This is a genomic window from Lacipirellula limnantheis (genome assembly GCF_007746075.1).
Lineage (GTDB): Bacteria > Planctomycetota > Planctomycetia > Pirellulales > Lacipirellulaceae > Lacipirellula > Lacipirellula limnantheis.
Genome location: NZ_CP036339.1, coordinates 2,693,109 through 2,714,150 on the forward strand (window position 1 = coordinate 2,693,109; position 21,042 = coordinate 2,714,150).

Genomic DNA, 21,042 nt, shown 5'->3' on the forward strand with positions numbered 1-21,042 from the left:
TTGACACCATTGTGGCAAAAACCGGATTTCCCGCGTGTTGACGTTGTAGCGAAACCTCGAAACGGACCCCAGTATTTCGTGCGCAGACCCGCAGACGACTTGCGGCTGCTTCGGTCGCTCTCAAGACTTATTGCGAACGGAACGACGCGCCGTTGCCAGCAACGATAGGGCGATTGCTCCAAGCGTGACCGCCGCGGGTTCTGGAACCGATTGAATCAGGGCCATCGCCGCAGCGCCCATCGCGGGGTTCACGTTATTAAGGATGGCCCAATCGGAAAGGTTGACCCGACCGTCGTAGTTGAAATCCCCGATCATCCGCGACGAAAGATCGCCGACGGCGAGCGAGCGTTGAATCCCCCCCTGCGTCCACGTCAGCACCTTCTCGTCCAGCCAGTGACTGGCGAAGATCGTCACGTCGGCCATCGTAATCGCGTTATCTCCAGTGAGGTCAGCGACGTTGGTTGGCTTGAAGAACGCAGCGTACTTGTTGTCGCGTTCGAACTTGAATTCGCCGCGGTCGGAGGTGGTGTTGAGGCCCATGACGAACATTTCCAGGTCGTCGACGATGCCGCGATAGTAATTGCTGGTCGCGAGCGTGAACGGCGACTCCGACGAGTTGGCGCCGACAACCAAGGGGCTGTTATCCTGATTCGACGGTGCGATTTCGTCATTGGGGACGTCCTCGCCTTGGTAAGAACCGATCGCAGCTGCCTCGGCGACGCCGTTGACGTACAGGATCGACCCGCCATTGGGGCCAGTGGGACGGACCACCATCAGGTGGTACCACGTATTCGGGACGACCGTCGTCAGGCCGACGTAGTCGTTGTTGGAATACTTCATGCCGAACTTACCGGCTGCATTGATCAAGACGCCGTGGTTATTGGTGTCCATGACAATGTGCTGCAATTGCGCCGAAACGGCCGGCTGCACCCACAGCTGAAAACCGCGATCGGTGATAAAGCTGTAGTCGAGCGTGCCGCCGGGAAGCGTGCCGTTGGTCGACGACGGGGACTTCTCCGGAAAATTGAGCGCCTCGTCGGCCGCGGTCCGCAAGAAGTTCTTGTCGGTCGGCGCGGAATTGAGGCGGACGCCTAATCCCGTGCCGCCATCGGGTCGTCCCGCGATCGTGACGTACGTCGGCTTGGGACCGGCCTTGGTGAAGGAGGTCAAGTCGATGAGCTGATTCTGGCCGGTGACGCCCGCGCTATCGAACGTCACGTTCACCGTGGCCCCGTTGGCCGCCCCCGCGTCGCCGCCATCACCCATGCGATAGTTGCGATCGAGAAACGGCGCAGGAATCACTTGAGCATCGGCTTGCGACGGCGCCACGGCGATGGCCGCCGTGACGACTGCCGCCGAGGACGCGGCGTTGATTACATTCAGCGAGCGGACCAGCCGCCGACGAAGCGTCGCCACGCAGCAGACCGCAAGACCAGCCAACCCGAGGGCGGCGGGCTCAGGGACGGCGCCGGCGGCACTCGTGGCGAGGCCGGTCGAGCCGAACTGCGTTTTCCAAATCGCGAGGTCCGCTGCATCCACGTCTCCATCTCCATCTGCGTTGCCTTGTGCTTGCGTGGTTCCGGTTCCGAAGCCGCGCTGCCAGATCAATAGGTCGGCGCCGTCCACGTCACCGTCGTCATCGAAGTCGGCGTTCGACACATCGGGCTGCGAGTAGTATTCCACGATGCCGGTGATGACGTCGCCAAAGATGGTGGAGTAGGTGAACTGCAGGTCCCGGTTGGCCGGCAACGTCGCCGTATTGAAGATCTTGCCGAGGTTCTCCGTTCGCGCTGACGTGAAGGCGGAGCTGCCGTCGAGGAAGAACTCCGCGAACTGATTGGGATTCGCGGCGCCAAGTCGCCAGGTTTCGTTGATCGAGTTGCCGACAATCGCGTCAGCATCGTCGCCGTCGATCGAATCGGGCTTCGTAAAGCTCAAGCCGAAGTTGCCGGTCGGCGCCAGATTGCCCGTGGCGCTGGAGAGATCGAAACCGGTGATCGACGTGCTAATCACATCGCCGCCGACAATCGACGCGGCGCCGGTTGCCGTGTTGATGCGAAGCTTGGAGGGATCGGCGGGAATGAAGACGCGAAGATTGTCGACGGCCCACCACCAGTCGTTCCACGCATTGCCCAGACCAAATTCGATCTGCAGCGTGCTGGACGTTCCGTTGTAGCCGAGGTCGAGCAGAATCGACTCGTTCTCCGCATCGGGATGGAAGGTGGGAGAGGTGGCAATCGAATCCCAAGTGAGCACGCTGGTTTTCGCGCCGCCGTTGTACGACACCTTGATCGTCGCGGTTTGGTTATTGGTGTTGCCGAGGTCGTCCTGACCCTCTGGCCGCCAGCTGGAATCGAACGCCAGCTTCACCTTCCCGGCGGGCGTGCCCGCGGGAATGTTGATGACCTTGGTGGTGACGAACGTGTCGTAAAGTTCCTGCGGAGAAACGTTGCCGTCCTGCCACTCGTCGGGGTCGGCCACCATCACATTGCCCGACGCCTTCGTGAAGAAACTGCGGTTCTGATCGTCGGCATTGAGCCAATGCTCTTTGTCGACGAACGCCCAGCCGGCCCAATCCCGGATACCGTCATTGGCGGGATTGCCAAATCCAGGAACGCCCGCATTGTTGAGCACCCAACCGGCTGGGCCGACGCCATTCCACGCGTTCAGCGCGGCTGGGTCTTCCTCGGGGCTTGGGCCCAGCGGCAATGAGTCGAAGTTCTCGAGCAGCAAGGGAAAGTTGGCCGAGGCCGGCGAGACGGCGCCAAGCGTGACCGCGACCGCCAGGAGCGCGGCGGCCTGTCGACAACGGCGTCGGCGACTCGCGAAGAGCCCCACGACTCCGCCAATCAGCGCGAGCGCCGTCGTCGACGGTTCGGGTACGGCGGCCAGGGCCGCTGCGAAGGCGCCGGCGCCCAACGCCAGGTCGTATTGCGATTTGAAAGCCAAGAAGTCCTTCACCGTGTGTTTCCCGTCTGCATCGAGGTCGCCAAGATTGTACTGTTGGGCTTGCGTCTTCCCGGTCAGGCTCACGTTGTAGCCCGCGAGGAAGGCGGCATAGTCGCCGATTTCGATCGTGCCGTTGAAGTTCAAGTCAAGCGGATCGTAAGACACGCCGCCGTTGCCGACGAACTCGATGATGCCGGTCACCGGCTTATCGCTGCCGGCCACGAGGTACTGGAACGTAATGTCTGAAATGTCTTCGTGGTACTTGCGCCACGACGTTCCCAGGTTGATCTTCCCGAGCGTGGGATTCGAGGCGAAGGTCGGCACGGCGTATTGATTGGGGACGTACCCTTCACTCAGCTCCGAATGCTCGGGACTGTCGAAGATCACCCAATCGGAATTCGTGTCGGCGAGATACGTCGCGGCGTTTTCATCCAGCGTGCCGAAACGAGATTGAATGGAATAGCCGCGCAAATTGATCGTGGCGCTCGTATTGTTGGCGACGCTGACCTGCCCCGTGCCGCGATCGATGGTCAGACGCAGGGCGCCGTCCGAAGCGGGCGACGCACCGGTGAACATGTTGAGATTGTCGACCGCCCACCACCAGTCGTTGCCGGCGTCGTAAATGCGGAATTCAAGCGTGGCGTTCGTGGCGCCGACAGGATTTTGCAGATCGAGGTTGATCGCCTCGTTGACCGCATCGGGCTTGAAGGTGGGGTCGACTTCTTGCGAGGTCCACCGGAACAGTTCGATCGACGTGTTTCCCGGGTCGTTGTATTTGACCGTCAGCGACGCCTTCTGCGAATCTTCCGGACGCCACGAGGAATGGAAGAAGAGCTTGGCGGTATTCGCGGCGATGCCTTGCAGCGGAATCGCCGAGACTCGCATGGTTGAGTCGTACAGGCCGGTCGACGCGGGACCAACCGTGCCAAAGTCGTCCCACTCGTCCGGGTCGGCGACGGCAATCTTGCCGCTGGCGCTCACGAAGCCGCTGCGATCCTGGTCGCCGGCCGTATTGATCCACCAATCCTTGTCGACGAACGTCCACCCCTCAAACTCAGTGACGCCGATCAAATTGCTGCCCGTGGCCTGTGCCGGCATGGCGCTGTCGTCAATGGCCCAAACGCCCTCGACGCCGACGCCGGTCGGGACCGACTTCGTCCACGCGGCGCGGCTGCGGACTTCAGTGTCGAACGTGACGATCGGGCCGAGCGTCAATCCCTCGAAGTTTTCGGTGAGCAAATCGACCGCGCGGGCCGAGCTCGTGAACAAAGCGAGCGACGAAAGTTGAGCAATGGCCAAGTGGCGAATCGTTCGGCAGACCTTAGCATTCATCGGAGATTGACTCTTGAGATTAAAGGGACGCCGCCCATGAGCAACCGACGGCGTATTGATGTTGTTAACGCAAAGACAACCTGCATGCTTCGCCTGCGCGAAGCTCCTCCGACCGTCGTCCAAGGACGGAACGGCCGCCTACTGATCCTCCATGGAGATTGAATGCGGGGTCAGTTTGCGCTGAATTGTAAAGGCTGGCATGCCGGGGTCGCCGGCATGCCAGCCCTGTGGGCCGCTATTGAAATAGCAAGTTCAATCCAAAAACATCTTAGCGAATCAGCAGCGGTTAGCTGCGTCGACGCGTTGCTAGTCCCATCGCGCTCAGGCTGAGAGCCGCGAGGGCCAGCGAAGCGGGCTCGGGGATGGCCGCCGTGCCGATCTGCACGTTGTCCAGAGCCCAGAACCAGTTGTTGCCGCCGGTGTACTCGAACCGGACCTTCGCCGAGGTGGCGCCGGCCGGGTTATTGAGGCTCAGCAGCACGGTCTCATCGAGGTTCGTGCCGTGGAACAGCGGGTCGCCGGCGGTCGAGTTCCAGTTGAGGACTTCAACCTCGCCATTGCCGTAGTCGACGGTGATCAATGCCGTTTGTCCCGATTCGTCCCGCCAGCTCGAATCGAACTGCAGCAGGAGTGAACCAGCAGCCAGTCCGGTGATGTCGAGCGTCGGCGATTCCAAGACGGTGGTGATCGGCTTCGTAACGCCGGTGGCGCCGTTGAAGTCGTCGAACTCGTCGGAGTCGGCAATCACGATGTTGCCGCTACCCTTGGTGAAGCTGTTCAGGCTCGTCTGCGAGGCGAAGGCCGAGAAGGCCCGCGTGGTGACGCTCCATCCTTCCCACTCGAAGACGCCGACGTTGTTGTCGCCGATGGCCGGTGCGGGAATGCCCGAGTTATCGACGTTCCAGCCTGCCGGCACCGTGTGAGAGAAGGCGTTCGGGAAGGGAGTCGTGTTCGGGTCGTTGTTGGCTGCCGTCACCTTGGAGAAGGTCGGATTGATGTCCTTCCGCTCGTTGGTGCTCGGGCCCAGGGTGACGCCGTCGAAGTTTTCGCTCCAGACGGTGGCGCTGCCGCTGTCCTTGACGTCCAGGTTGTCGATGGCCCACCACCAGTCGTTGGCGGCGTTGATGTAGCCGAAGGCAAACTGCAAGGTCGACGCGCCGGCGGGGATCGAAACTTGATAAGAGAGGCTTTCGTCGAGTGCGTCGCCCTTAAAGGTTGCCGAGGCAGGACGATCCGGGGTCGTATCGCCGGCGTCCGAATTGCCGCTGTCCGAGTCCCAGATGTCGAGCGGTGTCGGGGCGCCGCCATCGATGATGGCATAGACGATGGCCGTTTGGTTGTTGTCGGGGCGGCCGAGCGTGACGTGGGTGTCGTCGAGTCCTTCAGCGCGCCAGCTGGAGTCGAAGCTGAACGTCAGGTCGGTGTTTTGGTACGAAGCAACGTTGATCTGGGCCGACGTGAGGCCCGTATTGTAGTAGTTGCCGCCAAGACCGGCGCCGAGATCGTCGTACTCGTCCGAGTCAGCGACGGCGACGACGTTTTGAGCCTTGGTGAATGCCGAGCGGCTTTGGTCGTCAACGCTGGCCCAAAAAGTCTTGTCAGCGAAGCTCCAGCCTTCCCATTCGTCGACGCCATCGGCGGCGGAGCCGGCGTTGCCGACGCCCGTGTTGCCAACGATCAAGCCGGTGAGCGGGATGCGGTAGAGAAGGGCGGGAACCGGATCAGTGCTGATGACGTCGGTGCCGAGCGAGTTCGTCAGGTCGGTGAAACCGAAGTTGTCGAAGGCGTTGTCCACCGTCCAGCCCGCGGGGCCGATGTGGGTGTACGCATTGGGACGCGATTCCGTCGTCGGGTCGGTGGCGACGGCGGTCCGGTTGGCGAAGCTGAGCGGGCCGCGGCGCTCGTTGACGCTGTCGCCCAAGGTGATGCTGTCAAAGTTTTCCTGATAGAGCACCGTTCCGATCTGAGCGTGCGCCGGTGCGGCGATCCCCATTGACCCTGCGATGGCTAAAGCTGCCAGATGTCGTCTCATTAGATCTTTCCCCAGGAGCATCCCAAGATGGTGTCTGGTCCATCGGCAGAACAACGCGTCTCGAGTCCGCTCCAACTCGAGTGGCGCCGGCCTGTTCTCGTCACTAGTTCCCCGACTGCGGTTGTTCAGGCCGCTAACGGATCCGATGGGGGTTCGCTACATGCGAACCCAAACCAGGCTGCATGTACGGATTGTAATGACGAATTTTGAAGAAACGAAACATTCTTGTACCGTAGCCAGCGCAAAGATTAAGCCGAATTGCGTCCTTACTCGGAGGCACGCGCACTATGCGCACATAGGCGTGGTCGTTTTTGGTCAATTAGGAAGAAATTCGCCATTTTTAGCCGCTGTGACGTGGCGTTCCGAAGGCCGCCCCGGTCGCCTCCATTCGCGGCGCTACGCAATGTGCGTCCGGAAAAGGGCCCACGCTACGGAGTCTGGCCGCCGGCAAGCAGCGCATTGATCGCGTCGACCACGGCGGGCAGCTCGGCGACGGAATCGATCACGAAGTGAGCGCCGCTGGCGGCCATTCGCTCGCGTGCGGCGGCAAGCAGTGCTGTCTGTTCCGTGGCGCTGAGGGCGCCGAGCTCGGCTTCGCTGAGCCCGATCATGTTGCCCGACTTCGCGACCCCCACCGACCACATGCCGGCGTTGAGCCCTTCATCGATGCCGACGATCGTGTCGTCGACCTTGACGATCGCCGACATGGGGAAAACGCCCAGCACACGGGCGTTTTCCAGGCTCATCCAGGGCGCCGGACGTCCGGCGGGGAAGTCGCTGGCACAGTACATCGCGTCGACTTCGAGTCCCTGCCGCTGGGCGGCGGGGGTGATGACGGCCATCAGCTCGCGCGTGTAGCCGGTCGTCGAGCCGATTTTCATGCCGCGGCGCCGGCAGTCGGCGACGGCCTCGAGGGCTCCCGGGATCAGCGTCGCATGGTCGGCCAAAAAGCTGATCTGCGTCTCCAGAAACCGGGCGTAGAGCCGGTCGATCGCCTGCTCGTCATGAGGCGCGCCATGCACGTCGCGCCAGGCGGCGCCGATGCGCGGCATTTCCAGCATGGTGCGGAGATGGTCGCGCTTGGCCATGCCCATCGGGCCGCGGGCTTCCTCGATCGTCACCGGGACGTCGAACGAGTGAAAGACGCTCACGACGGCTAGCACGGGGGCGCGGCTGCCGTAGTCCAGCAGCGTGCCGGCCCAGTCGAAAATCACCGCCTGCAGCGGCGAGAGGGGTCGGCGGCGATTGTTGAAGGCAGGCATGGCAGGGCGTTCCTGTGTGATGCGGTCTGAGGCGACGTGATCCGGATGGGCGATGGCGATCATCCGCTGTCGTGTGCGTTCCTCGGCGGACTCGCACCAATCACTACAACCAGCGAACATCTTGCGGCGGGCCCGTTTGGGGGACCCGCGAACCCTCCCGGCATGGCGAGGGGACCCGAGGGGTGAATTCTCCCCGCGGCTCTATGCCGGCGATTCAACGCGGCCGTTCGCCGCGGCGTGTACGCGACCTTCGGTGGTATCCCAGCGATTCCAGAGGCGATTGGCGTAGCCGAACGACATCGTCATGCCGCAGCCGCCTGAGGCAATGACAACCTCGACGTTCGGGTCGGGCTGACATTCGAACTGAATCAGGCCTGGCGCCTTCGGGTAGATGCCGTGCCACCGCTCCTGAATCGTCCAGTCGGGCAGGTCGATCATCTTCCGCAGTTCGCGGAGCATTAGCTCTTCAATCTCGCGTTTGTCGAACGGCGTGACGTCGTCGCCATATTCGTGCGAGTCGCCGAGAACCACTTCGCCGAGGCCATTCTGCGACGCCATGACGTGGATGCCGTACTTATCGAGCTCGGGCGCTTCGGCGGCGACGCGGGCCTTCAGGGCGGAAAGCGACGGGCACTGGGCGAAGGCTTCGTAATGGCGCAGCGTGAGGCCGCCGGCGAGCATCGGGCCAAGCGTCCAGCCATGGGGCTGCACGGGCGTGCGCATCATCTGCAGCTTGCACTGCCGGAAGCCGGCGTCGACGAACTGTTCGGGGTAGAGGTAGCGGAAGTCGGTGCCCGCCGCGACGACGACCTTGTCGGCGAGAATGCGAGAGCCGTCGCCGGTCGTCACCCCGTGGGAGTCGATCTTCTCGACGGCCGTGTCGTAACGGAGCTCGACGCCAAATCGTTTCTCCAGCCACGCGGGGGTTTTGCTGATGATTTCGCGCGGGTCGACGCAGACTTCGGTCGGACTCCAGAGGGCGGCTAGGAGCCCATCAGGCTTCGCTGCGGCCGACATCTTGAGCGCTTCTTGCGGAGGGATCAGCCGGCAATCGTAGTCGAACGCCGGCGCCATCTGAGCGAACTCGTCGAAGACGGCCAATTCATCGTCGCGGTAGGCCAGATGGAGCGAACCGCAAGGACGGGCCCACAGGCCCGTTTCACGGGCCAGTTCCAGCCAGAGCCCGCGGCTTTCGAGCGCGGTGCGGTAGAGCTCGCCATGTTCCTGGCCAATTGGCCAGACCATGCCGAAGTTGCGGATCGACGCCCCCTGAGCCTGCCGATTGCGTTCCAGCAGCACGACCTCCCAGCCGCGGCGGGCGGCGGCCCAGGCGTGGGCGATGCCGACGATGCCGGCGCCGACAATGGCGACGCGGGGGCGCGCGCCACTGGAATCTTGGTGATGATTTAACGCATGATTGAGCGCAGTCACGGAGTCGCCTCGGCCGCCAACGGCGTGTTTAATGTGACGTAGTTAGGACTTCGCGGAGGTAAGGAAGGTAATGCGCCAAGGGGGGCGTGGCGAGATGAGGGTCTTTGGCCTGATCGTCCCAGCGGCGGACCACAAGGCTCGCCGCGTAGTGGGGCTCCGCTTCGTAGGCGCTCACTTCCGCGGGGTTCATCGGCCCCCCCTGAAGTTGGAGGCTTTGCAGCGATGGCGGACTCAATGTCTCTAGATAGCTAGGATCGACCGCGCAGAGATAGCGTTTCGCGTCGACGTGCATCCGGACCGGTTCGGAAACTTCAGGACCAAACCAGCGATTGAGGAAGCGGTAGCCGAGCGACTCGTGGAGGTCGTCGACGCCGTCGTCGGGCGCGTCCTCGGGAAGGCTGTGGAGCAGGTGGCCGACATCATGGAGTAAGGCCGAGGCGATCAGCGCGGGCGAAGCGCCGCTTTCTTCGGCGAGCTTGGCGGCTTGCAACGCATGCTGCTCCTGCGTCACCGCTTCGCCGCCGTACAACGAGCCGCCTTTGTTGCGGAACAGCTCGGTAATTTTTTCCAGGACGTCAACGCGGGGCATGGACACTAGCTCCGTAATCTGATCTGCGTGTAGTCAGCATAAACGGGGCGTGAGGCGGGTCACGTCGGGTTATCGCGCAAACCGTTGGACGGTTTGCGCAAGGCCGTGTATGGAACCTCGTTTTTGAGATTTCTGCCGGTGCGGAAGCGCATCGCTGCTGACGATTTGCACGGGTAGTTGAGTTGCTTGTCGTGAAATGATTCGTCGCGAGCGCTAAGATCGGACTGAGCTGAAGGTTGAGCGTGGCTTGACCCCGGGCGCCCCCCGGTTTGAAGAACTTTTTGCGGTGTGCCCCCGGTTTGAAGAACCGGGGGCTAAGGGCGTTCACGCGGCGCGGCGGCATTGGGCCTGGGCGCGCTGGCGGGCGGCTTTGGCCTTCTTTTCGGCAGCGCGCGCTTGGCGGCGCTCTTGGCGCCGATGGCGCTCGAGGCGCTCGCTGAGGAGCCGCAGGCGAATGTGAGGATCTTGCGCGTCGGGATGATCGAGCTCTTCGGTGTCGTTCCACGTCTCGGGGCATTCGTCGTCGATGGTGCGCTCGACCATCGCGATGACGAGTTCGAGGTTGCCGTCGGCGGGGGATGATGTTGTCGCGGCGCTTGTTGTCGTTTCCGGCGGTTTTGGCGACAGAATGTTGTTGGCGGTTGGTTCGGCGGGGAGCGCTCCGCTGTCCGTCGCGGCTAACGGGTCGCCTGGGGATGGGATTTCTGTCGCGTCGCTTATTGTCGCGGCGCTTTTTGTCGCGTTGAATTCTGTCGTTTCCGCCGTTTTCGGCGACAGAATTCCTGCCGCCGGCCGGGGGCCGAGCGCTTCCTGGCGGCGGCGCTCGGCGAGGCGCTGCTTGAGTTCGGCAACCCGCGCTTGGCGGGCGGCGACTTCGGCCGGGTCGACCGGCGGCGGGAAGACGATGTTTCCCTCTTCGTCGTAGTCGTGGAGGACGCCGACTGGTTCGCCCCAGAACTTACTGGACTGGACATCGGCCAGCGGCGTCGCGAACGGCAGCTGCTTGATCTTCGGTTCGCCCCACTTCCCGCGCATGGGGAAGCAGCAGTCGAACGACTGTTCGATCGCCGCTTGCGTGTGGCGGTAGAGGGCCTCATGGTATTCCGCGGGGACGGTCTCCAGCGCCGCTTCCTGGATGTAGCGGAACGCCGTGGCGACGAGCTTCAGGCTCGTCATGTTCACCGGCTTACGCGCGAACTCTTCGGGCTTGGTCCGCTCCAAGAGCCAGGCGGCGGCCCGCCAGTGCGATCTGGCGGCGTGTTCCATCAGCTTCAAGGGATCGGGCGATTGCTGCAGCGCGAGCCGCACTTCGTGATCGAAGTCTTGGTCGTAGCGGCGTTCGCGCTGGACGGTGCGCAAGGAAACGTCGAGCGACTCGGCCGCTTGTTCGACGGTATAGCTTTCTTGATCGATCAGCTCGCAGAGGCGGGCCTTTTTCGCGTCGTCGAGCACGCGGCGGCGGCCGCGGATGTGGTTTTCTAGGATCATCTTTTTTCCCCCTTTCCTATTCGCTCCAGAAGAAGATCTCACGCCAAGGCGCGAAGGCGCAAAGAAGAAGTTTCCTCCCCGTATTCCTTTGCGCCTTCGCGCCTTTGCGTGAGACTTTAATTCGTCCACAAGTATGAACAGGCGTTCACGTTAGCGAAGCGAGTGGCCCATTTTCAACACAAAAGTTGAGGGAATCTTTTCGCGAGATTCTGGGGAGAATTTGGGGCGGCGAGGCCCATTTTGGCGAGGGTGGGGCGCGATTTGGCGGGGCGACTGGTCGCTGAAGCGGACCAGTCCGGGAGGGAGGGAGGGGTTGGGTGGCGGCGCGATGCCTGCGGCTACTTGTTCAAGTGCTGCTGGAGGAGGGCGAGGTCGTCGGTTCCGATGGCGTCGACGCCGGCGGCTTGGAGTTCTTGCCAGAACTCGGGCGAGTCGGGGGCGCCCCAAAAGCGGAGTCGACGGTCTTGATCGTGGGCCTGTTTGGCGAGCCGTTCGAGTCTGCTGCGCTGGGGGGCCGGGAAGGGACCGTCGCCCCGCCAGAGGAAGTGGCTGGTCCAGTTGTCGCTGATCAGCGGCATCAGGTCGGAGGGCGGTCCGTTCTCTAAATCGCTGAGGCGGCCGTCGACGGCAGCGAGCCGCTGCCGGTCGTTCGCGATGAGATCGATCGGTCGGTTGCCGCTGATGATGACGTCGACTTGGCGCGGGCGCCACTGGCCGTCGTGCAGGCCGGAGAGGATCGCGGAGTACGGTTTGAGGGCCTTGGCGAGGGCCTCGTAGGTCGCGGGGCCGTCGGTTTTGAAGTCGACGAGCAGCGTTAAACGCTGGCCGTTGGGGAAGATCTGGCCGTCGCGCTCGGCGATCAGCTTTTGGAGCGGGGCGAGGTAGAGGGCTTGGAGGGTGCGCTCGGGGTTCACATCTTCGGGATCGTGGCCGACGAGGAGCTCGCCGTCGACGAGGTGGACGTCGGCTTCGATGTTGCAGAAGCCGCGGTCGAGGGCGTCGAAGAGGGGGCGCTCGTGCTCGTAGTCGTTGTGAGAGTGGGCCTGCGGGAGCGGCTTGGCGGGGGCCTCCGCTTGGGCGGCGGAGGCGACCGCGAAACAGACGAGAAGAAGCGGAATGAGTTTGGACATGGTTTACTGTGGGGGCGTTACTCGTGGTTCTGAATGCAGGGATTTCTTACCACGAAACACACGAAGAATACGAAAGCATGCATTGTCCTTCGTTGCACGTTTCTGCCTTTGCGTGAGACTAATCGGCAATTTTCTCGCAAAGACGCTAAAGCGCAAAGAAACGCAAAGAACACAGCACAGGGAAAACAAGAGCGTGAACTGCTGACTCCATTCTGAGCTTTTTCTCCTTCGTGTCCTTCGTGAGTTTCGTGGTAAATGTTTTCCGACCCCTGAGAGGAGATTCTATCGCCAGTGAATCGTGCGAGAGCGGTTAAGGATCAAGCCGAGTCCGGCGAGGGCGGCGATTGTGAGGGCCGTGGGTTCGGGGATGGCGGCGATGGTGGGGAGGTTGACGTATTGGACGAAGCCGACGCCTTTTTCGCCGGCGATGGTGGCGTAGGTGAACTGGAGGTCGCGGGTCCCCTGCGCCGCGTCGAAGCCGGCGCCGATGGCGCGGTCGGCGGCGAAGGTGGAGCTGCCCTGGAGGTACGACTCGATCAGCTGCGACTCCGTGCCGAGGAGGGTGAGCCAGGTGGAGCCGGCATCGCTCGACTGGCCGAACTGGCGCTGCCAGCGGAGGAAGTCGGCGCCGTCGGAGCGGCCGTCGTCGTCGGCGTCGGCGTTGGCATTGGCCCCGAAGGCGGCTTTCCAGACGGCGAGGTCGGCGGCGTTGACTCCGCCCGTGTTGTTGAAGTCGGCCGCGGCGGGCGCGGGGGCGCCGACGTTCTGCGCGTCGAGGTTGCCCGCTTTCCAGCCGGTCGGGTTGAGGGAACCGCTGGGGCTGGTGATTTCGTAACCGGTGAGCGCGATGCTGGCGTCGCCCAGGATTTTCATCGCGCCGCTGGTGGCGTCGACTTGCAGCGTCAGAGGGGTAAAGACGACGAGATTGTCGACGGCCCAGAACCAGTTGTTGCCGGCGTTGGTCATGCCGAACGAGAGGGTCATCGTCGTGGCGCCGGCGGGGTTGTTCAGCGGGACGGTGACGGTTTCGTTCGTATTGGCGGCTTTGAAGAAGGCGGGGTTGCCGTCGTTCGATTCCCAGCGGAGGACTTCGACGGCGGCGCCGCCGTTGTAAGAGGCGGTGACGGTGGCCGTCTGGACCCCTTCGGGCAGCCAACTGCTATCGAAGCGGAGGCGGGCGGCGCCCACCCCAGCGCCGGCGAGCGAGATGGCCGGAGTCCGCAGGAAGGAGTTAAAGGTTCCTGCGTCGTGAGCGATGTCGTCCCACTCGTCGGGGTCGGCGATCGCGACGACGCCGGTTCCTTTGGTGAATTGCGAGCGGCCCTGATCGGCGGCGGCCTGGCTCCACCAGGCGGGATTGGCGAACGACCAACCGCGCCATTCGGTGACGCCGCCGGCCGGCATGCCGGCGTCGTCGATCGACCAGCCGGCGGGGGGCGTCTTCGCCCAGACATTCGTGCCGGCGAGCGTTTCGTCGACTTTGGGACCGAGGGGAATGGCGTCGAAGTTTTGTTGTAGTAGGGTGGTAGCGCGGGCGTCGGCGGCGAGGCAGGCGGCGGTGATTAGGGCGCTGGCGGCGACGATGTGGCGGGGGGACGCGCTAAGCCGCGAGCGGCGGGGGCGGAATCGTGTGACCATGCCGAGTGAGCCGCAGGCCAACAGCAGCAGGCCGGCGGGTTCGGGGACGCTGCTCGTCATGGCGGCGAAGGCGCCGACGCCGTGGACGGCGTCGTAGTCTTGGCGGAACTGGAGAACGTCGTCGAGATTGTGCAGGCCGTCGCCGCTGAGGTCGCCGAGGCGGTAACGCTGGGCCGTTGACTTGTTCGCCAGGTTCGAGCCAAAGAGCGTGGCGAGGCTTGACCAATCGTCGGAGTCCAGGCGGCCGTCGAAGGTGACGTCGCCGCGCGGGTAGGAGGCGCCGCCATTGCCGGTGAATTCGACGAGGCCGGTGAGCGGGTCGTCGCCGATGCCGTCGGCGTAGGCGAACTTGACGTCGCTGAAGTCCTGGTAGTACTTGGTCCAGACGCCGCTGCCGATGCTGACCGTGGCGCCGCTGGCGAGCGTCGCGGCGCCGAGGGAGACCTCGCTCAGGTCGGAGAGGGAGTTGGCGGCGGTGAGGACGACCCAGTCGTCGTCGGGATCAACGGTCCCGTTGCCGGCATCGTCGAGGCGGCCGGCGATCGGTTTCCAACCGCTGCGGTTGAACGTGCCCGCATCGGAGGTGATCTGGTAGCCGATTATCGACTGCGGGACGCCGGTGTTGTTCTTGATGGTCATGGCGCCGGTGTCGCGGTCGACGACGAGGCGGAGCCGGGAGTCGACGACCTGGGCGCCGAGGTCGATGCCGGCGCCGGCGTTCCAAAGCTGGCCGGCCTCGGTCGGCGTGAGCGAGCGACGCCAGAAGGCGAGCTCGTCGACGGCGCCGGTGAACTCGACGCTGTAATTGCCCGTGCCGTCTTGGCCGATGTTCCAGGGAAGCGAGCCGTTGAACGTGCCGGGAGAGGAGAGGTTGATCGTGCCGGTGTTGACGCCGTTGATGTAGAGCTTGGTCGGGCCGTCGCGGTCGATGGTCATCAGCACGTGGCTCCAGACGCCGACGCCGAGAGAGGCGCTGTTCTGGGCGGTGTCGAGATCGAGGCGCGTGCCGGTGCTCCCCTTGGTGTTCAGATCGAAGATGCCGTTGCCTTTGACGGCCCAATTGACGCCGGTGTTGCCGCCGTTGGCCCAGTTCTTGTTGCTGAGGACGGCGGGGTCGTTGGCAAAATCGTCCTGGCGGATCCACATGGAGATCGAGAAGTCGGCGGTCGTGCCGAAGTCGAGCTCGGTGAGGGTGGCTGGGTTGAGGGACATGTAGTCCTTAGCCCCAGGAAGGTACATCGCCTGGCCGATTTTACCGGCGGTGAATTGCGGATTATTGACGGGCGTGCCGTGAGTGGCCTGCGGCGAGCCGGAGGTGTCGAGGAAGTCGCCGTCGAATTCGTACAGAGCGACGAGGTTGTCGGTGAGGGCGGCGTGGACTGGGCGAGCGACGGTTGTTTCGGCCACGACGAAGGCGAGAGGCGCGGCGAGTAATGTTCGGGCTTTAGCGCTAAGCCGCGAGCGGCTGGGACGACGGCGGCGGTAGGCGGCGATCGCGGCCACGGCGAGGGCGGCTAGGCCGCCAGCGGCGGGTTCGGGGATGGCGAGGCCTGCCAGCGCGGCCTGGGCCATCGCGGGATTGAGCTTGCTGAGGATGATCCAATCTTTGAGGTCGGTGGTGCGATCGAGATTGAGGTCGCCCTTGAAGTACGACTCGGCGACGGTGGGGTGGTTCGAGGTAAGCCAGCCTTGGACGAACGCGGTGACGTCGTCGGTGGCGGCGGGGCCTTTGCCGTTGCCGGAGACGACGCCGTCTTGGTTCAAATCGCCGACGATGCCGTTGGGAGAGCCGAACGGTAGGCCAACGACCTTGCCGTCGACGGGCGTGCCGAAGGGGTCGACCCCCATGTGCCAGAGGGCGGTGGGGACGAGGTCGCGGAGGGTGCCTTGCTTGAGCGTCGACCCGTCGGGGATGGCCGGGCCGCTAATGACGAAAGGTACCTGCCAGTTGATGGGCCCTTGGCTGGCGAAGTGCGAGGTTCCCTGGCCGCCATGGTCGGCGGTCATGATCACGAGCCACGACTCGGAGCCGTTCACGACGCCGGGGCGGGCGTTGAGGGCGGTCATGATGTTGCCGATGAGCGAGTCGACGTTTTGGAGCGCTGCGTAGTAACCGGCCGTGGCCCAACCGAGCGAGTGGCCGGCGTGATCGACCTGGTCGAAGTGAAGGAAGATGGCGTCGGGGTCGCCATTGGTAAGGAGGTCGACGGTGGCGCTTGTCACCGTGTCGTCGTCGACGCCGCTGATGACGAGATCGGCGTCCTGCACGTCGAGGATTTCCGTGTTGATCGGCGCCCAGTCGACGATCGATGCGGTGAAGAGGGTAGGGTCCTTCTGCTTGAGATACTTGAAGAAGAAGGGGTATTGATCGAAGCGGCTGCCGCCGAAACTGTTGTCGATGACGCCGTGGTGGGGGGCGGAGGCGCCAGTGGTGATCGTCGACCAATTGACGCCGCTGGCGCCGTAGCCTTCGGGGGGATTGGGGGTGAGGGCGCCCTCGTTGAGCCAGTCGTAGCGCACTGCGCCGGCGGCGGCGAGCGCGTCGAGGTTCGGCATGTTGGCGGTTTGCGTGTAGCCGCCGCCGGCGCCATCGACGCCGATGATGAGGACGCGGTTGCTGACGGCGGATGTCGCGGGATTGGCAGCGAGGGCGAGCGTGAGCAGCGCGAGGGAGAGGTTCAAGAGACGGCTAGGCATGTGCGATTCCAGAGGTGCTTGTCGAGGTGTGTTCTACTTCGCGTTCTTTAAGAACGCGACAAGATCGGCGAGTTCCTGGACGGTGAGTTGCTTGTCGAGGCCGGCGGGCATCACGGAAATCGTGTTCGGCTGGACCTGCTCGACGATGTCGCGCGACAGGCGGACTTCTTCGTTCGGCCCGGTGGCGACGACGTAATCGTGGTCGGTTTCATTGCGGATGACGCCGGAGACGGCACGGCCGTCGCTGGTGACCAGCAGCATTGGTTCGTAACTGCGGACGAAGCTCATGCTGGGGAAAAGGATCGACTCGAGGAGGTCGCGCTCGGTGCGGATCTCGCCGATCTTCGAGAGTTCGGGGCCGGTGACGCCGCCGCCGTAGCCCATGCGGTGGCAGGCCGAGCAGGAGGCCTTGGCGCTGTTGAAGACGGCGTGGCCGCGTCTCACGTCTCCGGAGGCCATGGAGGGGAGGAGTTCTTCGATGCGGCTGCGCTGACTGGCGGCGTCGACGTTGACGAGGGCTTCGACGGCGGCGATCTGGTCGATAACTTCGGCGTCGTATTCCATGAGGGCCTGGCGAAGGAGGTCGATGCGGAGCGAGGGGAGGGCGGGGGACTGCGCGAGGGCGTCGAGGAGGGCGACGCCCGTGGCCGTTTTGTTGCCTTTGATGAAGGCGCCGACGAGCTTGTTGAGTTCCAGAGGGCCGGCGGCGGGGATGACGGCGACGAGTTGGGTGAGTTGCTCGGCGGTGAGTGGCGCAACGGCGAGGGCGTCGGCGGCGGCGGTGCGGTCGACGCTGGGCGACTCTTCATTGAGCAACGTCGAGGTTAGCAGGGAAAACTGCTGATCGCCAAGCGACTGGAGCGCCGGGGCGGCAAGGGCTACGGCCGCGAGGCGGTCCGACGGCGCGGCGTCATCGTTGTCGAAGAGGTTGACCAGCGCCGCGTGCAACGGCGACCCGTCTTTCTGCTGCGGCGCCTGCCGGCGGGCGGCGGCGAGGGCGGCGGCATGGAGCGACTGGTCGTCGCTTCCGAGGATGGCGGCGAGGGCCGCAGGCCAGGCGCCGGCCTCGACGGGCGGGGCTTGTTCCATGGCGCGGAGGGCGACGAGGCGCGCGGCGGGCGAGGCACTGGCGTCTTGCGCCGTGTTGGCGATGAGGGTTTGGATTGGCGCATTGCCGGCGAAGGCGGCGAGCATGGTGACGAGTCGGGCGTTTGGCTGCGGATCGGCGTCTTTTGCGGGGTCGTCCGAGTCGCTAAGCCGCGAAGCGGCGGCGGGGGGGAGGGTCGCTAGTTTCTCGCTGAACCAGGCGGCGAGTTGGCCGCCCCATTCGGGGTGGTGGGTGACGACCCAGTTCGCCGCGGCGCTGAGGCGCGAATCTGCCGCGTCAAGGCGGGGCAGAACGTCGCCGGCCGCAAGGTTGCCGCCGGGCATCTGGTCGAGTGCGATCAGCGTGGCGGCGACCGTGCCCGGCTGTTCGCGGGCAAGGCCGGCGCGGGTGGCGTCGGCGTCGGCGAGTTCGATCAGGGCGTACGTGATTGAGTGCTGCAGGATGCGCTCTTCGGCTGTGGCGGCGGCCTGCAGTAGATGGGGAATGGCGGCCGGATCGGCTAGGCGTCCGCTCGCTTCAGCGGCGACGCGGCGAACGGCGGGGTCTGCGTCGGCGAGTAGCGCGAAGACTTGCGGGGCCGCGACGGCGTCGCGGTGGAGGCTGACGCCGTGAAGGGCGGCTTGGCGGATGTGCGGGTTGACGTGGTTCAGCAAGCTGCGAACGAGCGGTTGCGACGCAGTGCTTTCGAGGCTGATGAGCGCCCAGGCGCGTGCGAGGTCGGCGGTGAGTTGGTCGCAACCGTCGGCGACGTTGCCGGCGAGGATGTCGCTGGCGTCGCGCATGGCGAGGAAGTCACTCAGTTCCGACGAGTCGCCCAGCTTGGCGAAAGCGCGGGCGGCGCGGAGACGCACGGCTGGGCGGGCGTCGCCGAGCAAGGCCCACAGTTGCGGGATGGTTTGTTTTGCCCAGTCGATCTTCTGTCCGCGCGGATCTTCCATGTTTGGCGCATTGTTGCGGCGGACGCGGTAAACGCCGCCGAGGACGTCTGGCTTCCAGAGTTGCGAGGTGGGGCAGCAGAGCTTGTACCAGCCGCCGGTGTCGACGACCAGCAGGCTGCCGTCGGCGTCCATCAGCACGTCGGTGGGATGGAAATCGACGTCGTCGCCCCAGACGAAGTCGCTGTCGACGGAGGCGAACGAGCTCCCTTGCGGCTGCAGGATATGCCGCGCGACCTTGCGCATGTTGAACTGGGCGGAGAAGAGGTTGTCGCGATAATCGTCGCCGAAGACGTTTGATTCATACCTTTCCAGGCCCGCCGGCGCGGCGGAGTTCATCAGCACGATCGCGGGCATCAACTCGCCCGTGCGGGGGTGTCCGTCGATGACGCCGTGGTTCTTGCCATAAACGCCGCCGTAGATGGCATGGGCCAGACCATCGCGGCGGCCATCGCTTTCGAGGAATGTCGACGAAAAAATTCGTTCTCCGCTCAGTGTGAACACCACGTCGACGGGGTTGTCCATGCCGCCGGTCATCACCGGTTCCATGCCGGTCCCGTCGGGACGGCTGCGCCAGATGTGGGCGGCGCGGCTGCGGAATTCGCGGCCGTTCACCTGGTGAACCTGCTCGGCGAACGCCCCTTTGCACCAATAGATCCAGCCGTCGAGGCCGGGGTAGGGACCGTGAAGGTCGTTCGCGCAGCCGGTGAGAGTACCTTTGAACCATTCTTCCCGTTGTTCGGCGACGCCGTCGCCATTGGCGTCGGTCAGCTTCCAAATGCTCGGCGGCGCCGAGACGTAGAGCGAGCCATCGAGGAACATCGTTCCTTCGGGGAACATCATCTTGTCAGCGAAGACGACGCGCTCGTCGTAGCGCCCGTCGCCGTTGGTATCGGTGAGGCGGACGATGCGGTGAGGCTTCTCTGCCAGCTGTTGCTCGACGGGGTCGTTCGAGCCGGAGGATTCGGCGACGTAGAGGTGCCCGGCGTCGTCGAAGGCGGCGGTGATAGGACGCTCGACCAGCGGCGGGCCGGCGACGAGCTCGACGGTGAAGCCCTCGGCGGCGTGGACTTGGGGAGTTTCAGCTGGCGTTGCCGTTAGCTTGGGATTGATGGCCGGCACGTCGGCGGCGATGGCGATGGCCGCGAAGAGAGCGAACAAGCAGAAGAGTCCGGCGGCAAGTCGCATACGGTCCACGCTGATGAGAGGCTGATGGGCGTCACTGGAATCTTGCCAGTGTGAAGTGCCGAGCGAGTTCCCACTTCAGCACTGGTAAGATGCCAGTGGCACCCATGGAAGCGGCAACTTTCAATCTCGAATACTGCGCAGTATAGCGAGCCGCATGAAGATTCCCAAAAGTGGGCGAGGCAGTTACGCAAAGGAACTACGAAGGAACGCAAATGGGCGTTGTTGTGCGAAGTTGCCGATGGAGTCGCGGCTCACGAGCTTCGAAGTTAGCGCACTCCTAGCGGCGTCCCGGAGGGACGATTGAAAGTTTCAATCGCCCCTCAGGGGCTGCCTTCTTCTCATCGCAGGCAACCCAGCACTGAAGTGCTGGGCTATTGTCGTTGTGTCCCTCCGGGACACTGGCAGATAGGTTTATTTTTTTCGAGGTGTAGCCTCCCCGCGCTAGGATGTCGAGCGATGCGGCGAGTGGCCACCTAGCGGAGCCATGGACTGCATGAAAGATGACAATAGGTTGACGTACAGCGACAATTGACAGCCGGCGAGGCGGCCCGTACCTTCCGGGGATGAAAGCCACCGTTCAGATTTCACTTGACGTTTTATCGATCGACGAAGCGCTCGCCACGGCGGAGATGGCGATCCGCGCGGGCGTCGATTGGCTCGAAGCTGGCACGCCGCTGATCATTGCCGAGGGAATGCACGGCGTGCGGGCGCTGCGTTCAGCGTTCCCGGATGTGCCGATCGTCGCGGATCTCAAGACGATGGACGGCGGCTACCTTGAGGCCGAAGTGATGGCCAAAGCGGGGGCGACGCATGTGGTCGTCATGGCGCGGGCGCACGAAGAGACGATCCACATGGTGGTGAAGGCGGGCCGCGACCTGGGGATCAAGGTGATGGGCGACAACCTCGGGTGTGAGGATATGGTCGCCGGCGCCAAGCGGCTGGAAGACCTCGGCTGCGACTATGTGATTCACCACATCGGCTACGATGAACGCCGCGGGATTGCCGCCCGGGGGCTGCGGATGCCTAGTCCGCTCGATCAGCTCAAGGAAGTCGTTGCGGCGTGCAGCGTGCCAGTGCAGGCGGTCGGCGGGCTGACGCTGGAGCAAGCGGTGCGGACGCCGGAGTACGGGGCGCCGCTGGTAGTCCTGGGGGCGCCGCTGACGATCGACGCCGATGCATTCAAGACGGCCAGCGGCGACGTGGAAGCTTCGCTGCGGCTGATCTGTGAGAAGGTGCATGCTTACGGGAATGTGTGAGGCCAAA

Annotated in this window: 10 protein-coding genes; 1 reads left to right on the plus strand and 9 read right to left on the minus strand. The window is 64.0% G+C overall.

The features are described from left to right. Positions 1 to 120: 120 nt before the first annotated feature. The 9 genes from I41_RS10645 to I41_RS10685 form a co-directional block, all read right to left on the minus strand. Positions 121 to 4,281: a PEP-CTERM sorting domain-containing protein gene (locus tag I41_RS10645; protein ID WP_145432527.1), complete on the minus strand. Its 4,161-nt coding sequence runs from the start codon at positions 4,279 to 4,281 to the stop codon at positions 121 to 123. 286 nt (positions 4,282 to 4,567) lie between these two features. After that, complete coding sequence (locus I41_RS10650; RefSeq protein WP_145432528.1) at positions 4,568 to 6,313, minus strand: PEP-CTERM sorting domain-containing protein; 1,746 nt, start codon at positions 6,311 to 6,313, stop codon at positions 4,568 to 4,570. 428 nt (positions 6,314 to 6,741) lie between these two features. Further along, positions 6,742 to 7,638, minus strand: a complete 897-nt coding sequence (gene phnX, locus I41_RS10655) for a phosphonoacetaldehyde hydrolase (RefSeq protein WP_210421153.1) — start codon at positions 7,636 to 7,638, stop codon at positions 6,742 to 6,744. 138 nt (positions 7,639 to 7,776) lie between these two features. After that, the gene (locus I41_RS10660; protein ID WP_145432529.1) at positions 7,777 to 9,006 is read right to left on the minus strand and encodes a TIGR03364 family FAD-dependent oxidoreductase; all 1,230 of its coding nucleotides are present in this window, start codon (positions 9,004 to 9,006) and stop codon (positions 7,777 to 7,779) included. Positions 9,007 to 9,034: 28 nt separating this feature from the next. Further along, complete coding sequence (locus I41_RS10665) at positions 9,035 to 9,595, minus strand: phosphonate degradation HD-domain oxygenase (protein WP_210421154.1); 561 nt, start codon at positions 9,593 to 9,595, stop codon at positions 9,035 to 9,037. Positions 9,596 to 9,919: 324 nt separating this feature from the next. Then, on the minus strand, positions 9,920 to 11,083 hold the full coding sequence (locus tag I41_RS10670; RefSeq protein ID WP_145432531.1) for a hypothetical protein: 1,164 nt from the start codon (positions 11,081 to 11,083) through the stop codon (positions 9,920 to 9,922). Positions 11,084 to 11,421: 338 nt separating this feature from the next. Beyond that, the gene (locus I41_RS10675; RefSeq protein ID WP_145432532.1) at positions 11,422 to 12,213 is read right to left on the minus strand and encodes a phosphatidylinositol-specific phospholipase C/glycerophosphodiester phosphodiesterase family protein; all 792 of its coding nucleotides are present in this window, start codon (positions 12,211 to 12,213) and stop codon (positions 11,422 to 11,424) included. Between the two features lie 282 nt (positions 12,214 to 12,495). Next, positions 12,496 to 16,548: a LamG-like jellyroll fold domain-containing protein gene (locus I41_RS10680; RefSeq protein WP_145432533.1), complete on the minus strand. Its 4,053-nt coding sequence runs from the start codon at positions 16,546 to 16,548 to the stop codon at positions 12,496 to 12,498. A 33-nt stretch (positions 16,549 to 16,581) separates the two neighbouring features. After that, positions 16,582 to 19,779 (minus strand): PVC-type heme-binding CxxCH protein, encoded by a 3,198-nt coding sequence (locus I41_RS10685; RefSeq protein ID WP_145432534.1) that lies wholly within the window; start codon positions 19,777 to 19,779, stop codon positions 16,582 to 16,584. A 563-nt stretch (positions 19,780 to 20,342) separates the two neighbouring features. Here I41_RS10685 and I41_RS10690 point away from each other — a divergent pair. Next, positions 20,343 to 21,035 carry an orotidine 5'-phosphate decarboxylase / HUMPS family protein gene (locus tag I41_RS10690; RefSeq protein WP_145432535.1) on the plus strand — a complete coding sequence of 231 codons (693 nt, stop codon included), beginning with the start codon at positions 20,343 to 20,345 and terminating at the stop codon, positions 21,033 to 21,035. Positions 21,036 to 21,042: the final 7 nt, after the last annotated feature.

What these genes read in the sequence shown, in the direction of transcription:
- I41_RS10665 (WP_210421154.1), bottom strand. Translation starts at nt 9,595, where the DNA reads ATGCCCCGCGTTGACGTCCTGGAAAAAATTACCGAGCTGTTCCGCAAC.
- I41_RS10645 (WP_145432527.1), bottom strand. Translation starts at nt 4,281, where the DNA reads ATGAATGCTAAGGTCTGCCGAACGATTCGCCACTTGGCCATTGCTCAA.
- I41_RS10650 (WP_145432528.1), bottom strand. Translation starts at nt 6,313, where the DNA reads ATGAGACGACATCTGGCAGCTTTAGCCATCGCAGGGTCAATGGGGATC.
- I41_RS10685 (WP_145432534.1), bottom strand. Translation starts at nt 19,779, where the DNA reads ATGCGACTTGCCGCCGGACTCTTCTGCTTGTTCGCTCTCTTCGCGGCC.
- I41_RS10670 (WP_145432531.1), bottom strand. Translation starts at nt 11,083, where the DNA reads ATGATCCTAGAAAACCACATCCGCGGCCGCCGCCGCGTGCTCGACGAC.
- I41_RS10680 (WP_145432533.1), bottom strand. Translation starts at nt 16,548, where the DNA reads ATGCCTAGCCGTCTCTTGAACCTCTCCCTCGCGCTGCTCACGCTCGCC.
- I41_RS10675 (WP_145432532.1), bottom strand. Translation starts at nt 12,213, where the DNA reads ATGTCCAAACTCATTCCGCTTCTTCTCGTCTGTTTCGCGGTCGCCTCC.
- I41_RS10690 (WP_145432535.1), top strand. Translation starts at nt 20,343, where the DNA reads ATGAAAGCCACCGTTCAGATTTCACTTGACGTTTTATCGATCGACGAA.
- phnX (WP_210421153.1), bottom strand. Translation starts at nt 7,638, where the DNA reads ATGATCGCCATCGCCCATCCGGATCACGTCGCCTCAGACCGCATCACA.